The organism is Dichelobacter nodosus (genome assembly GCF_001263335.1).
In the GTDB taxonomy this organism is placed as follows: Bacteria; Pseudomonadota; Gammaproteobacteria; order Cardiobacteriales; family Cardiobacteriaceae; genus Dichelobacter; species Dichelobacter nodosus.
The window spans coordinates 13,304-26,877 of sequence record NZ_LGVW01000018.1; the positions used below are offsets into that span (position 1 = coordinate 13,304).

At 41.5% G+C, this 13,574-nt stretch carries 28 protein-coding genes; all 28 read right to left on the reverse strand.

Going from position 1 to position 13,574, the window contains the following annotated elements:
• Nucleotides 1-44 precede the first annotated feature (44 nt).
• Nucleotides 45-416, reverse strand: a complete 372-nt coding sequence (gene rplQ, locus AKG33_RS03780) for a 50S ribosomal protein L17 (protein WP_012031545.1) — start codon at nucleotides 414-416, stop codon at nucleotides 45-47.
• Nucleotides 417-442: 26 nt separating this feature from the next.
• Complete coding sequence (locus AKG33_RS03785; protein WP_012031546.1) at nucleotides 443-1,405, reverse strand: DNA-directed RNA polymerase subunit alpha; 963 nt, start codon at nucleotides 1,403-1,405, stop codon at nucleotides 443-445.
• A gap of 31 nt (nucleotides 1,406-1,436) precedes the next feature.
• Nucleotides 1,437-2,057, reverse strand: coding sequence for a 30S ribosomal protein S4 (gene rpsD, locus AKG33_RS03790; protein WP_012031547.1), 621 nt, complete (start codon nucleotides 2,055-2,057; stop codon nucleotides 1,437-1,439).
• A gap of 15 nt (nucleotides 2,058-2,072) precedes the next feature.
• Nucleotides 2,073-2,471 carry a 30S ribosomal protein S11 gene (rpsK, locus tag AKG33_RS03795; RefSeq protein ID WP_012031548.1) on the reverse strand — a complete coding sequence of 133 codons (399 nt, stop codon included), beginning with the start codon at nucleotides 2,469-2,471 and terminating at the stop codon, nucleotides 2,073-2,075.
• Nucleotides 2,472-2,488: 17 nt separating this feature from the next.
• On the reverse strand, nucleotides 2,489-2,845 hold the full coding sequence (rpsM, locus tag AKG33_RS03800; RefSeq protein WP_012031549.1) for a 30S ribosomal protein S13: 357 nt from the start codon (nucleotides 2,843-2,845) through the stop codon (nucleotides 2,489-2,491).
• A 109-nt stretch (nucleotides 2,846-2,954) separates the two neighbouring features.
• Nucleotides 2,955-4,283 (reverse strand): preprotein translocase subunit SecY, encoded by a 1,329-nt coding sequence (gene secY / locus AKG33_RS03805; RefSeq protein WP_012031550.1) that lies wholly within the window; start codon nucleotides 4,281-4,283, stop codon nucleotides 2,955-2,957.
• Nucleotides 4,284-4,311: 28 nt separating this feature from the next.
• Nucleotides 4,312-4,746 (reverse strand): 50S ribosomal protein L15, encoded by a 435-nt coding sequence (rplO, locus tag AKG33_RS03810; protein ID WP_012031551.1) that lies wholly within the window; start codon nucleotides 4,744-4,746, stop codon nucleotides 4,312-4,314.
• Between the two features lie 2 nt (nucleotides 4,747-4,748).
• On the reverse strand, nucleotides 4,749-4,934 hold the full coding sequence (rpmD, locus tag AKG33_RS03815) for a 50S ribosomal protein L30 (protein ID WP_012031552.1): 186 nt from the start codon (nucleotides 4,932-4,934) through the stop codon (nucleotides 4,749-4,751).
• A complete protein-coding gene (rpsE, locus tag AKG33_RS03820) occupies nucleotides 4,924-5,439 on the reverse strand; it encodes a 30S ribosomal protein S5 (RefSeq protein WP_012031553.1) in 516 nt (171 codons plus the stop codon). Before rpsE ends, rpmD begins: the two co-directional genes overlap by 11 nt.
• Nucleotides 5,440-5,448: 9 nt before the next feature.
• Nucleotides 5,449-5,805, reverse strand: coding sequence for a 50S ribosomal protein L18 (gene rplR, locus AKG33_RS03825; RefSeq protein WP_012031554.1), 357 nt, complete (start codon nucleotides 5,803-5,805; stop codon nucleotides 5,449-5,451).
• A 15-nt stretch (nucleotides 5,806-5,820) separates the two neighbouring features.
• Nucleotides 5,821-6,354 carry a 50S ribosomal protein L6 gene (gene rplF, locus AKG33_RS03830; RefSeq protein ID WP_012031555.1) on the reverse strand — a complete coding sequence of 178 codons (534 nt, stop codon included), beginning with the start codon at nucleotides 6,352-6,354 and terminating at the stop codon, nucleotides 5,821-5,823.
• A gap of 12 nt (nucleotides 6,355-6,366) precedes the next feature.
• Nucleotides 6,367-6,753, reverse strand: coding sequence for a 30S ribosomal protein S8 (rpsH, locus tag AKG33_RS03835; RefSeq protein WP_407635241.1), 387 nt, complete (start codon nucleotides 6,751-6,753; stop codon nucleotides 6,367-6,369).
• 73 nt (nucleotides 6,754-6,826) lie between these two features.
• A complete protein-coding gene (gene rpsN, locus AKG33_RS03840) occupies nucleotides 6,827-7,135 on the reverse strand; it encodes a 30S ribosomal protein S14 (protein WP_012031557.1) in 309 nt (102 codons plus the stop codon).
• A gap of 4 nt (nucleotides 7,136-7,139) precedes the next feature.
• Entirely contained in the window at nucleotides 7,140-7,679 is a 540-nt protein-coding gene (rplE, locus tag AKG33_RS03845) for a 50S ribosomal protein L5 (protein ID WP_012031558.1), read from the reverse strand.
• Nucleotides 7,680-7,686: 7 nt separating this feature from the next.
• On the reverse strand, nucleotides 7,687-8,001 hold the full coding sequence (gene rplX / locus AKG33_RS03850) for a 50S ribosomal protein L24 (RefSeq protein ID WP_012031559.1): 315 nt from the start codon (nucleotides 7,999-8,001) through the stop codon (nucleotides 7,687-7,689).
• 14 nt (nucleotides 8,002-8,015) lie between these two features.
• Entirely contained in the window at nucleotides 8,016-8,384 is a 369-nt protein-coding gene (gene rplN / locus AKG33_RS07260; RefSeq protein WP_012031560.1) for a 50S ribosomal protein L14, read from the reverse strand.
• A gap of 12 nt (nucleotides 8,385-8,396) precedes the next feature.
• Entirely contained in the window at nucleotides 8,397-8,660 is a 264-nt protein-coding gene (gene rpsQ / locus AKG33_RS07265; protein ID WP_012031561.1) for a 30S ribosomal protein S17, read from the reverse strand.
• Between the two features lie 3 nt (nucleotides 8,661-8,663).
• Nucleotides 8,664-8,858: a 50S ribosomal protein L29 gene (gene rpmC, locus AKG33_RS03865; protein ID WP_012031562.1), complete on the reverse strand. Its 195-nt coding sequence runs from the start codon at nucleotides 8,856-8,858 to the stop codon at nucleotides 8,664-8,666.
• Entirely contained in the window at nucleotides 8,858-9,271 is a 414-nt protein-coding gene (gene rplP, locus AKG33_RS03870; RefSeq protein WP_012031563.1) for a 50S ribosomal protein L16, read from the reverse strand. Before rplP ends, rpmC begins: the two co-directional genes overlap by 1 nt.
• A gap of 12 nt (nucleotides 9,272-9,283) precedes the next feature.
• Nucleotides 9,284-10,003: a 30S ribosomal protein S3 gene (rpsC, locus tag AKG33_RS03875; protein ID WP_012031564.1), complete on the reverse strand. Its 720-nt coding sequence runs from the start codon at nucleotides 10,001-10,003 to the stop codon at nucleotides 9,284-9,286.
• Between the two features lie 12 nt (nucleotides 10,004-10,015).
• Nucleotides 10,016-10,348, reverse strand: a complete 333-nt coding sequence (gene rplV, locus AKG33_RS03880; protein WP_012031565.1) for a 50S ribosomal protein L22 — start codon at nucleotides 10,346-10,348, stop codon at nucleotides 10,016-10,018.
• 9 nt (nucleotides 10,349-10,357) lie between these two features.
• Nucleotides 10,358-10,633, reverse strand: coding sequence for a 30S ribosomal protein S19 (gene rpsS / locus AKG33_RS03885; protein ID WP_012031566.1), 276 nt, complete (start codon nucleotides 10,631-10,633; stop codon nucleotides 10,358-10,360).
• Between the two features lie 2 nt (nucleotides 10,634-10,635).
• Nucleotides 10,636-11,466, reverse strand: coding sequence for a 50S ribosomal protein L2 (gene rplB / locus AKG33_RS03890; RefSeq protein ID WP_012031567.1), 831 nt, complete (start codon nucleotides 11,464-11,466; stop codon nucleotides 10,636-10,638).
• 12 nt (nucleotides 11,467-11,478) lie between these two features.
• Complete coding sequence (rplW, locus tag AKG33_RS03895) at nucleotides 11,479-11,781, reverse strand: 50S ribosomal protein L23 (protein WP_012031568.1); 303 nt, start codon at nucleotides 11,779-11,781, stop codon at nucleotides 11,479-11,481.
• Nucleotides 11,778-12,386, reverse strand: a complete 609-nt coding sequence (gene rplD / locus AKG33_RS03900; protein ID WP_012031569.1) for a 50S ribosomal protein L4 — start codon at nucleotides 12,384-12,386, stop codon at nucleotides 11,778-11,780. The genes rplW and rplD overlap by 4 nt, the downstream gene beginning before the upstream one ends.
• Before the next feature lie 9 nt (nucleotides 12,387-12,395).
• On the reverse strand, nucleotides 12,396-13,034 hold the full coding sequence (gene rplC, locus AKG33_RS03905; RefSeq protein ID WP_012031570.1) for a 50S ribosomal protein L3: 639 nt from the start codon (nucleotides 13,032-13,034) through the stop codon (nucleotides 12,396-12,398).
• A gap of 89 nt (nucleotides 13,035-13,123) precedes the next feature.
• On the reverse strand, nucleotides 13,124-13,438 hold the full coding sequence (rpsJ, locus tag AKG33_RS03910) for a 30S ribosomal protein S10 (protein WP_012031571.1): 315 nt from the start codon (nucleotides 13,436-13,438) through the stop codon (nucleotides 13,124-13,126).
• Nucleotides 13,439-13,443: 5 nt separating this feature from the next.
• Nucleotides 13,444-13,574 (reverse strand): EF-Tu C-terminal domain-related protein (locus tag AKG33_RS07185; protein ID WP_082203964.1); only part of this gene is annotated, 131 nt, incomplete at its 5' end.

Consider the following 13,574-nt stretch of genomic DNA (forward strand, 5'->3'; position numbering starts at 1 on the left):
TATTGCATTAAAAACCCCGCCAGTGCGGGGTTTTTCAATAATGCTTATTCAGCAACGGGTCGATCGACGAGTTCAACATATGCCATTGGTGCTTGATCACCGGCACGAAAATCGCATTTTAAAATGCGCACATAACCACCAGCGCGTTCTTGATAACGTGGTGCTAATTCGGCAAATAATTTTTGTACCGCCGCACGATCGCGCAAACGCGCAAATGCTAAACGCCGCGCAGCAACAGTATCGTTATTTTTTGCGTGCGTAATCATCGGTTCGATGACTCTGCGCAAATCTTTTGCTTTAGGCAGTGTGGTTTTAATTAATTCATGTTCAATTAAAGAGACTGCCATGTTTTTAAACATTGCCTGACGGTGTGCACTCGTCCGGTTAAATTTACGACCAGCTAATTTATGTCTCATAAGTTACTCCAGTAGGAAAGCCGACATTAATTCTGCGGCCAGTTTTCAATATCCATGCCTAACTCTAAATTGTGAGCGGCAAGAACTTCCTTGATTTCGTTCAAAGATTTTTTCCCTAAATTCGGGGTTTTCAGCAATTCAACTTCTGTTCTACGAACTAAATCACCAATATTGTTGATATTTTCTGCTTTCAAACAGTTCGCAGATCGAACCGTTAATTCCAAATCATCAACCGGACGCAATAAAACTGGATCGATATAAATTTCTTCCTCTTCTTCAGTTTCTTCTTCCGTTGATTCCAAATCAACAAATACTTTTATTTGATTATGAAGAATTGTTGCCGCGTCACGAATGGCTTGTTCAGGATCAATCGTGCCGTTAGATTCAATTTCAATAATCAATTTATCCAGATCCGTACGTTGTTCAACGCGCGCCTGCTCAACGCGATAAGCAATCCGCCGCACTGGGCTAAAAGACGCATCTAAACGCAATACATTAGAACGAGTTGATTCACTATTATCATCTGCTTGTGGCGCAACACGATAACCGCGTCCTTTCTCAACAACTGCAGTTAAGGAAAAAGGAATATCGCGCGTTAAATGAGCAATCACGCAATCAGGATTTACGATTTCCACGCCTGCAGGCAATTCGAAATCGCCCGCGGTAATCGCACCCTTTTCTGTAACAGATAATCTAATTTCTGCCCGTTCTAAATCCGGCATCAATAACGCAATATTTTTCAGGTTAAGTAAGACGTCAATCACATCTTCTTTCACGCCTTCTATTGCGGAATATTCGTGAGAAACACCATCAATTTGGCATTCTGTAATCGCAGCGCCTTCAATTGATGATAACAACACACGTCGCAATGCCGTCCCAAGCGTATAACCAAAACCGCGTTCAAGAGGCTCTAGCGTAACACGAGAGGTGTTAGATCCGATTTCCTTGATTTGGACAATGCGCGGAGTCAATAATTCAGTTAAAGCCATACCAACACCTATCAATTTAAACAGTCAACAATTATTTCGAATAGAGCTCAACAACCAATGATTCATTAATATCTGCTGATAAATCAATGCGTTCTGGAACTCGTTTGAATTGACCGCTCATTTTTGCTGCATCAACTTCGATCCAGTCAACAAAACCACGTTGTTTTGCAATTTCTAAAGCGCTTTGGATACGAATTTGTTTGCGAGATTGTTCGCGAACAGAAACAATATCTTCTGCTTGAACTTGATAGGAGGCAATCGTTACTCGTTGACCATTTACTTCAATGGCGCCGTGAGAGACTAATTGTCTTGCTTCTGCGCGCGTTGAACCATAACCCATGCGGTACACAACGTTATCCAAGCGTTGTTCCAAAAGAATTAACAGGTTTTCACCAGTTGAACCTTTTTGTTGTACTGCTTTTTTATAGTAGTTACGGAATTGACGCTCTAAAACGCCATAAGTGCGTTTTAATTTTTGTTTTTCGCGCAACTGACCGCCGTAATCTGATAATCTGCCGCGCCGTCCACCATGTTGTCCGGGTGCAGCATTCATATTACATTTTGACTCTGAAGGACGGACTCCTGATTTTAATTCTAAATCAACACCTTCACGACGTGCCAAACGGCACTTAGGACCAATATATCTTGCCATAATTACTCCAGAATATTACACGCGACGCTTCTTAGGGGGACGACATCCGTTGTGAGGAATCGGTGTGACATCCGTTATGCTGTGAATATTAAAACCAGCCGAATTTAATGCACGAATTGCAGATTCACGTCCAGGTCCTGGACCTTTGATGTTGACATCAAGATTTTGTACACCGTATTCCTTTGCAACTTCACCCGCGCGTTCAGCGGCAATTTGTGCAGCAAAAGGGGTACTTTTACGAGAACCTCGAAAACCTGAACCACCGGCAGTTGCCCAAGAAAGCGTGTTTCCTTGACCATCAGTAATCGTTACAATTGTGTTATTAAATGATGCATGAACGTGCGCAACGGCGTCCACAACGACACGCTTTGCTTTCTTTCTTACGTTTTTTTGTTTACCAGCAGCCTTAGCCATAAATTATCTCTCTTAAATTAACGTTTAATAGGACGACGCGGACCTTTACGAGTACGCGCATTAGTTTTTGTGCGTTGTCCTCTAACTGGAAGACTGCGACGATGGCGCAATCCACGGAAGCATCCTAAATCCATCAAACGCTTTATATCCATTGAAACTTGCCGACGCAAATCACCTTCTACTTGATATTCGCTTACGACTTGACGCAAAGCTTCCACTTCGCTATCGCTTAAATCACGAATTTTTTTATCCGGTGCTACATTGGCTTTCGCACAAATTTCTTTTGCGCGAGATGTCCCAATACCATAAATTGAGGTCAATGCTATCACCGCATGTTTTTGCGTTGGCACATTGATACCAGCAATACGAGCCATACATACTCCTTGAAATAAGGGGGCGAAATTATAAAAATATTCCCGAATAAAGTCAAAGGGTTTACTTTATTCGGCGTAACTTACCAAAAATATTATCGACGCTATTTATTTAGTGATATTTGCCACCACCGAAACCGGAAAGATTAGCTTTCCGCATAAGCGATTCATAACCTTCATTAGATTCAATATGTGATTGAATTTGCGACATTAAATCCATCGCAACCACTACCGCAATCAATAAAGACGTGCCACCAAATAAAAATAAAACTTGACCACTCGCGCTACCCATATTGACTAATGAAGGCAATACGCACACAAAAGCAACATAAAAAGCACCAACAAAAGTCAACCGTTCTTGAACAGTGTCGATATAGTCTGCGGTCTGGCGTCCTGGTCTAAAACCTTGAATAAAGGCACTTGATTTTTTAAGGCTGTCTGCTAATTCTCTGTTTTCAAACATGATTGATGTGTAAAAAAACGAAAACAAAATAATTAACAAAACAAAGGTCGCAATATAAAGCCATGCTCCTTGATGGAATCCAGCAGCCAAATCACTAAGATAACGACCGGCGGCACCCGGCAAAGAGCTTGCCAAAGTCAAACCAGAAACTAATAAGGTAATGATTGCGGAAGCGAAAATGGCTGGAATAACCCCTGCCATATTGATTTTTAAAGGCAGATAAAAACGTTCTCCCATAGCGCTGGTACCAAATTGTTGGCGTTTTGCATAGTGGATTTTAATACGCCGTTGAGCGCGTTCCACGTATACAATCAACGCAAACAAAGAAACAATGATTCCCAACAATAAGAAGAATCTTCCGTAACCAATTTCACCAATTTTTGCTTGATTAAATAGTCCTAAAATACCGCTAGGCATGTTGACCGCAATCCCGCCAAAAATCAGCATCGAAATGCCGTTGCCGATACCGCGTTCGGTAATTTGTTCACCAAGCCACATCATAAATAAAGCGCCTGCGGTCAAGCCAATTGTTGCAGTCAATAAAAAACCAGAACCGGCGGAAATGGTCATGCCTGCTGCCATAACGGTGCGCGAAATTGCAAAACCCTGCATAATCGCCAAAAACAAGGTGAAATACCTTGTATATTGCGTGATTTTTTTCTGTCCTGCGCTTCCTTCCTGACGCAAATCTTTTAACGCCGGAAGCATATGCGTGAGCAGTTGCATCACGATAGAGGCTGAAATATAAGGAGCAACCCCGAGCGCCAACAAAGAAGCATTCGATAATGCCCCACCTGAAAACATATTAAATAATTGAAAAATAGAACCCTGTCCAGAATCGAACATATCCCGAATTCTATCCAAATTCACGCCAGGTACAGGAATATGAACGCCGATACGGTATATGATCAGTGAAATCACTAAGAACCGTATGCGACTACTTAGCTCTTTGTAAGGATTTGCAGCAGGTTTTGCCATTATTAACGCCTCTATCTTTTAAATTTGCTTATTCTTCTACGCTACCGCCAGCAGCTTCTAGCGCAGCTTTCGCTCCCGCACTAATACTAACTCCGCGTAAAGTAACAGCTTTTGAAATGGTTCCGTTTAAATAAACTTTTGCAGCAACTGCCCGTTCAGATGCCAAACCAGCAGCTTTTAACGCATTCAAATCAATTACTTCTGCATCGATTTTTTGCAATTCAGAAAGACGAATACGCGCGGTACCCAGTTTTTTCAAACTTCTAAATCCACGTTTTGGCAAACGGCGTTGCAAAGGCATTTGTCCGCCTTCAAAACCCACTTTGTGATAACCACCGCTGCGCGCTTTTTGACCTTTATGACCTTTGCCGCTCGTTTTACCCAGACCAGAACCAATGCCTCGTCCTAAACGTTTACCAGCAAAGCGAGAACCTTTCGCCGGTTGTAATTCATTAAAACGCATAATTACAATACCTCTTCTACTTTCAGCAAGTATGCAACTTTGTTGATCATACCGCGATTTTCCGGTGTATCCTGCACTTCGCAGCTTTGATGAATGCGACGCAATCCCAAACCTCTCACGCATTGTTGATGCGCTTGAAGACGACCATTCATACTTTTAATTAAAGTCACTTTAAGTTTATTGGACATGAGAAAGAATCTCCTCAACTGATTTACCGCGTTTTGCAGCCACTTTTTCTGGTGTTGCCATGCTGGTTAATGCGTTAATTGTTGCACGGATTACGTTGCCCGGATTACGGGTTCCTTGACATTTTGCCAAAACGTCTTTAACGCCAACAACGTCAAATACTGCCCGCATTGCACCACCGGCAATAATTCCAGTACCTTCTGATGCTGGCTGCATAAAGACGCGCGCTGCGCCGTGATGACCAGTTATTGCATGTTGCAATGTATCTTTATTTAAAGCGATGGTTACTAAATTTTTCTTTGCTTGATCCATTGCTTTTTGAATAGCAACCGGCACTTCTTTTGCCTTGCCGTAACCGTAACCGACTTTACCTTTACCATCTCCGATAACAACCAAAGCGGCAAAAGCAAATTGACGACCACCTTTAACAACTTTCGTCACTCGATTAACTGCGACGAGTCTTTCTAAGAATTCGCTTTCTTGTTGATGTTCTTTTTGTTGCGCCATAATTCCCTCTTAAAACTGCAAACCAGCAGCACGCGCAGCATCTGCTAATGCTTTTACGCGACCATGGTAACGAAATCCATTGCGGTCGAAAGCAAGGCTTTCGATTCCTAAAGATTTAGCTTTTTCAGCGATCATTTGTCCAACTTTTGTCGCTGATTCTATATTGCCTGTGTAATGAACAGCATCGGCAACTTCTTTATTCAAAGTAGAAATGCTTGCTAAAACTTTATTACCTTCACCGCTAATAATTTGTGCATAAATATGCCGAGGAGTTTTATTGACAATTAAACTCGGTTTACCAGACTCGCGAATATTCAAACGAGTACGTTTGCCACGGCGGATACGATTGATTTTCTTTTGATTCATCTTAATTTCCCTCCGTTATTTTTTCTTCGCTTCTTTAATCATCACATACTCACCAGCATAGCGAACCCCTTTTCCTTTGTAAGGTTCTGGAGGACGATAAGCTCTGATTTTAGCAGCGACTTCACCAACTAATTGTTTATCAAAGCCTTTAACAATAATTTCTGTTGGTGTTGGCGTTTCAATAGTGATTCCTTGCGGAACGGCGTATTCAACGGGGTGAGAGAAACCTAAAACCAAGGTTAATTTTTGTCCTTGAGCTTGTGCGCGATAACCTACGCCCATCAACAACAATTTCTTTTCAAATCCTTGTGTTACCCCAACCACCATATTGTGAACCAATGCCCGCATTGTGCCGCATATTGCCCAATGATCGCGATCTTCTACAACTGGATTTAATTTCAGGAAACCATCTTCTGATGTAATTTTAGTAAAAGGGTGTAGATCTAAAGTCATTTGACCTTTTTTCCCTTTAACAGACAACAATTGTCCTTTGATAGAGCACTCTACTCCGCTAGGAATAGACACTGGTTGTTTACCTATACGTGACATATTCCCTCCAGATTAAGCAACCATACAAATAACTTCACCGCCAACCCCTAATTCTCTTGCTTTATGATCGGACATAACGCCTTTTGAAGTAGAGATAATCGCGATACCCAGCCCACTTTGCACGCGCGGCAATTGATCTTTATTTCTAAAAATACGCAATCCTGGTCTGCTTACACGTTTAATCGTTTCGATTACGGGACGACCTTGATAATATTTCAAATAAATGGTCAATTCAGGCTTTTTATCACCTTTGATTTCAAAAGATTGGATATAACCTTCTTCTTTTAAAACCTCTGCGATTGCCTTCTTTTGATTAGAAGAAGGCATAATAACAAATGAACGACCGACACGTTGCGCATTACGAACGCGCGTTAACATATCCGCCACAGGATCCATCAACATATAAATTTAACCTCTTGTCAGTATCAGACTGAATAAGCCTTGGAACTTAAATCGCCAATTGGTAAATAAATTACCAACTTGCTTTTCTAACTCCGGGAACTTCACCCCGCATGGTCAATTCACGAAGTTTAATCCGTGAAAGTCCAAATTTACGATAAACCGCATGCGGACGCCCTGTAATCCGGCAACGACGTTGCACACGAGAAGGCGATGCATTACGCGGCAATTTTTGCAGTTTTTCTTGTGCGGCAGCTCTTTCTTCATCAGAATAAGTAGCTACTTTACGAATAATTTCTTTCAATTCTTCACGTTTTGCTGCAAATTTCTTAACCGTTTTAATTCGCTTAATCTCACGGTTAACCATACATTTTTTTGCCATATTCCTAACCTCTGAATGGAAAACCGAAAGCTTCTAAAAGTGCTTTTGCTTGCGCATTATCTTTGGCACTTGTGGTAAATGTAATATCCATACCACGAATTGCATCAGTTTTCTCAAAATCAATTTCAGGGAAAATAATGTGTTCTTTAACGCCGAAAGTATAGTTACCACGACCGTCAAATGATTTCGGATTCAAGCCCCGAAAATCTCGCGTTCTGGGCAGAGACACATTAATTAAACGATCTAAAAACTCATACATTTGCTGACGGCGTAAAGTCACTTTGCAACCAATCGCCCAACCATCGCGAATTTTGAAACCAGCGATAGATTTCTTAGATTTAGTTACCACAGGTTTTTGACCTGAAATCAGTGCCAAATCCCGAACGGCGTTATCCATGATTTTTTTATCATTGACTGCCTCGCCTACCCCCATATTAATGGTGATTTTTTCCAAGCGAGGAACTTCCATGACATTTTTCAAACCCAGCTCTGATTGCAGTTTTTTGATCACTTCTTCTTTATAGAATTTTTGTAAACGTGCCATGATATCCTCAATCAATTCTTTTACCGGTTGATTTGTAGTAACGGAATTTCACGCCGTCTTCAATTTTAAATCCGACCCGATCTCTTTTTCCCGTTTCCGCATTAAACAACATCACGTTAGAAATATGAATTCCAGCTTCTTTCTTAACGATGCCCCCCTCAATTCCTAATTGAGGATTAGGTCTGACGTGTTTAGAAACTTGATTAATTCCTTCAATGATGACGGTGTCATCTTTCACCGCAACCACTTTTCCACGCTTACCCTTATTTTCTGATCTACCAGCGATAACAATTACTTCATCGCCTTTTTTAATTCTTTTCATAGAGAGCGCTCCTTCTACAACACTTCAGGCGCCAATGAGATAATTTTCATAAATTTCTCACTACGCAACTCACGCGCAACCGGTCCAAAAACACGAGTACCAATTGGCTCAAGTTTGCTATTTAATAAAACTGCAGCGTTGCCATCAAAACGTAAAACGGAACCATCACGGCGCCGAACCCCTTTTTTAGTACGCACAATCAATGCATTGTAAACGTCGCCTTTTTTAACCCGACCACGCGGCATCGCATCTTTTACAGAAACTTTAATCACATCTCCGATACCTGCGTAACGACGATGAGATCCGCCTAAAACTTTAATGCATTGCAATTCACGAGCACCGCTATTATCCGCTACCGATAAGCGAGATTGCATTTGAATCATCTCTACTCTCCTTTAGCCTTTAGCCCGTTCTACGATTTCAACCAAACGCCATGTTTTGGTTTTAGAAATCGGACGACTTTGACTAATACGCACCACATCGCCGATGTTGCATTCGTTGTTTTCATCGTGCGCATGGCATCTTAATGTACGCTTAATATATTTACCGTAAAGCGGGTGTTTTACATAACGAACAACAGTCACAGTAATAGACTTATCGCTTTTATTACTTACGACTTCACCTTGCAAAATACGGTGTATTACTTGCTTTTCAGTCATTTGTTATACCCTTACCTTTTTTTGGGTCAATAAAGTTTTAATACGCGCAATATCGCGGCGTACATTACGGATTTGGTGTGTTTGTTGCAATTGACCGCTTGCTTTTTGCAATCTCAATTTCATTTGAGTTTGACGTAATTCAAGCAATTCTGCGCGCAACGCATCAACATCTTTACTTTTTAAATCTTCTAAAGACATTACATCACCTTCCGATATTCAAAAGTAGTTTGAACCGGCAACTTTGCTGCGGCTAAACGGAACGCTTCACGCGCTAATTCTTCTGTGACGCCTTCCATTTCGTAAAGCACGGTACCTGGTTGCACTTTAGCGACCCAATATTCCACGTTACCCTTACCTTTACCTTGACGAACTTCCAAAGGTTTATTGGTAACTGGTACATCTGGGAAAACACGAATCCAAACTTTACCACCCCGTTTTACGTGACGGTTAATTGCTCGACGCGCTGCTTCAATTTGCCGCGCAGTAAGACGTCCACGCGTTGTGGCTTTTAAGCCATAATCTCCAAAGCTCACCGTGTTTCCAGATTGGGCAAGACCACGGTTACGCCCTTTTTGCTGTTTTCTGAACTTGGTTCTTTTTGGTTGTAACATGATAATCCCCAATTATTCCTTACGACGATTTGCGTTGCGCGGTTTGCGACGATTACGCTTTTCATCAGACAATTCATTAGTATTGGACGTATCTGCTTCTAAGCCTTCAAGATTTTCACCTTTAAAGATCCAAACTTTTACGCCAATAACGCCATAAGTGGTATATGCTTCTGCTAAACCATAATCAATATCTGCACGCAAAGTATGTAACGGCACTCTGCCTTCACGATACCATTCGGTACGCGCAATTTCGGCACCATTCAAGCGTCCAGAAATACTGACTTTAACGCCTACCGCACCCAAACGCATTGTTGATGCAACCGCACGTTTCATCGCACGACGGAACATCACGCGGCGTTCCAATTGTTTAGCAATATTATCTGCTACCAAATAGGAATCTAATTCTGGTCGGCGAATTTCTTCAATATTAATTGAAGTTGCGACACCAAGAATTTTGCCGACTTCTTTTTTCAAAATTTCAATATCTTCACCTTTTTTACCAATTACGATACCTGGTCTTGCGGTGAAAATAGTAATTTGTGCGCCATTACGCGGGCGTTCGATTTGAATTTTACTAACGGAAGCGTGCGCTAATTTTTTCCGCAAAAATTCACGTACTTCAAAATCTTTTTCAAGGTAATTCGCATAATCCGTACCTTCGGCATACCATTTCGAAGTCCAGTCCTTAGAAACTCCTAAACGAAAACCAATCGGATGTATTTTTTGACCCATAATAATCTCCGTTTAACGTTCTTGAACACGAACAAAAATATTACTGGTGCGTTTACAAATACGATTGCCACGACCTTTAGCACGCGCTCTAAAACGTTTCATCGTCATGCCTTCACCGACTTGAATTTCTGCGACGTGTAATTCGTCAATATCTGCACCTTCATTATTTTCAGCATTTGCAATAGCTGAATTTAATACTTTTAAAATAATCGCGGCGGCTTTCTTTTGACTAAAAGTCAAAATCTCTACCGCATCATTAACATGCTTACCGCGGATTTGATCGGCAACGAGCCGTGCTTTTTGAGCAGAGATGCGGGCAGCACGCAATTTTGCTATTGATTGCATTACTTACTCCTATTTGCCTTTCTTATCTGCAGCGGTATGCCCACGATAATTTCTCGTTGGTGCAAACTCACCTAATTTATGTCCAATCATATCTTCCGTAATCAATACGGGAACATGTTGTTTACCATTGTGAATTGCAATGGTGAGCCCAATCATGTCAGGAATAATCATTGAACGACGGGACCACGTTTTAATGGGTTTTTTACTTTTTGTTTCAACCGCCACATCGACTTTATGAGCCAAATGCAGATCAATGAAGAAACCTTTTTTCAATGAACGTGCCATATTTAGCCTCTCTTCTTACGACGTTGAACTATTAATGAATCAGTGCGTTTATTGTTACGTGTTTTATATCCCTTAGTTGGCAAGCCCCATGGAGATACTGGATGGCGACCACTAGCGGTACGACCTTCACCACCACCATGCGGGTGATCAACTGGGTTCATTACAACCCCGCGCACTGTTGGGCGAATTCCCAACCAACGTTTAGCACCAGCTTTTCCGTAAGAACGTAAGCTATGTTCGTGATTGCTCACTTCTCCTAATACGGCACGGCAATCCGCTAAAACCAGACGACGTTCCCCTGATTTCAAACGAACAGTTACATATTTACCTTCACGTGCAACCATTTGAGCAGAAGCTCCTGCACTACGTGCTAATTGCGCGCCTTTGCCCGGTTTTAATTCAACACAATAAATAGTTGAACCAACAGGGATATTGCGCATCGGCAAACAGTTTCCGTCTTTAATGGGAGCATCTTCGCCGTTGCGAACGATGTCGCCAGCTTTCATATCGCGCGCAGCAATCACATAGCGACGTTCACCATCGCTATAACGCAACAGCGCAATGAAAGAAGTACGATTCGGATCGTATTCCAAACGTTCAACAACAGCATCTATACCGTCTTTATTGCGGCAAAAATCGATAAGACGATATTTTTGCGCATGTCCGCCACCCTTATGACGAACGGTAATCCGTCCTGCATTATTTCTACCGCTTCCGCGTGTCTTTTTTTCAACTAATGCAGCAAAAGGTTTGCCTTTGTGCAATTCAGGACGAGTAACATCCACTCTTCCACGCCGCCCAGGAGAAGTAGGTTTATGATTAATAATTGCCATATATAAAACTCCTTACGCCTGTTCAGCCAATAATGCTTCCATATCGACGGATTTATCTAGGCAAACATAAGCCTTTTTATAATCTTGACGCCGTCCCATATGGGTGCCAAACCGCTTCTTTTTCCCTTTTACTAAGACTGTGTTAACAGCAGTGACTTTGACTTCTAACAATTGTTCAATTGCTTGGCGAATTTCTTCTTTGTTTGCTGTTCTATCCACTTTAAAAATCAACTGATTTTTTTGGGCGACCATTGAGGATTTTTCCGTAACATGTGGCCCTTTTATGATTTGTAAAAGACGTTCTTGCTTCATCATGATAACCACTCATTAATTTTTTCAAGCGCTGCTTTATCAACAATTACTTTTTCATGTTTTAGCAATAAAGCCGGATTAATTTCTTGAACATCAATCACCGTAACATTAGGTAAATTTCTTGATGCTAAAAAAATGTTGATATTTTCAGATTCTGTAATCAACAGTAAATCATCTCCAAAAGCATGATCTTGCATCAATTTCAAGAAAGATTTTGTTTTAGGTTCAGTCAATTCGAGAGCGTTTACAGCAATAAAACGTCCGATGCGATTGAGTTCAGAAAAAATACTGCACAAAGCGCTGCGATACATTTTGCGATTTACTTTTTGCACATAACTACGTGGTTTAGCAGCAAAAATTTTCCCACCAGTCCGCCAAAGAGGAGAACGAATGCTTCCCGCACGCGCGCGTCCTGTTCCTTTTTGTTTCCAAGGTTTAACGCCCCCACCAGAGACTTCCGCCTTTGTTTTTTGCGCTTTCGTACCTTGCCGAGCTCCTGCTAAATAAGCAACCACAACTTGATGGATTAAAGGTTCGTTATAAGCAGCAGAGAAAACACTGTCAGCAACAGAAATACGATCAGCAGTATTTGTAAATTGAATTTCCATGCTAACTCCTTACGCTTTCACAGATGGGCGAATCACAACATAACCGCCTTTTGCACCAGGAACTGATCCTTTCAATAAAAGCAAGTTACGTTCTACATCGATCCGTGCAATTTCAATATTTTGAACACTGCACATCTTATTTCCCATGTGACCAGACATTTTTTTACCTTTAAATACCCGACCAGGGGTTTGGTTTTGTCCGATTGAACCTGGAACACGGTGAGAAACAGAGTTACCGTGCGTTTTACGTTGTCCACGGAAATTATGTCTCTTGATTGTGCCGGCATAGCCTTTACCAATGCTGCGCGCACGCACATCAACTCTTTGACCTTGTTCAAAAATTGCCAATTCAACAGGTTTACCCACTTCGTATTTGGCAATTTCTTCTGAATCAACACGAAATTCTTTTACCAAAGCAGCAGCAGAAATATTTGCTTTAGCAAAATGCCCTGCCAAAGCCTTTGTTGTTCGGCTACTTTTACGATGACCAACAGAAACTTGAACGGCATGATAACCATCTGTTTCGTCAGTTTTAATTTGAGAGATAATATTCGGTTGTATTTCAATGACAGTCACCGCGCTTGCAGTACCCTCTTCATCAAAAATTCGGGTCATACCTACCTTCTGACCCACTAAGCCCATTGTCATATTTTTTCCTTAATGAAATGAAAAAGGCGAGAGGAGGGCGGGAAACCCTCATCGCCTTCTATAGAATCTACCTAGAAAGGCACGCGATTTTACTGTAGTTCGATTTTTACGTCAACCCCAGCCGCTAAATCTAATTTCATCAATGCATCTACAGTTTTATCAGTTGGATCAATGATATCCATAATGCGTTTGTGCGTACGCATTTCATACTGATCGCGAGCATCTTTATTAACATGCGGTGAAATTAAAACAGTGTAAATTTCTTTCTTAACAGGTAAAGGGATCGGACCTTTCACTTGTGCCCCCGCTCTTTTGGCTGTTTCAACAATTTGTTTTGCTGAAGCATCAATCAAACGGTGATCATAAGATTTCAAACGAATACGAATTTTTTGTGTACTAGCCATGGTGATTACTCAATAATTTTAGCAACAACCCCAGCTCCGACGGTGCGACCGCCTTCACGAATCGCAAAACGCAATCCTTCGTCCATCGCAATCGGGTGAATCAGTTGCACAATCATCTTCACATTATCTCCCGGCA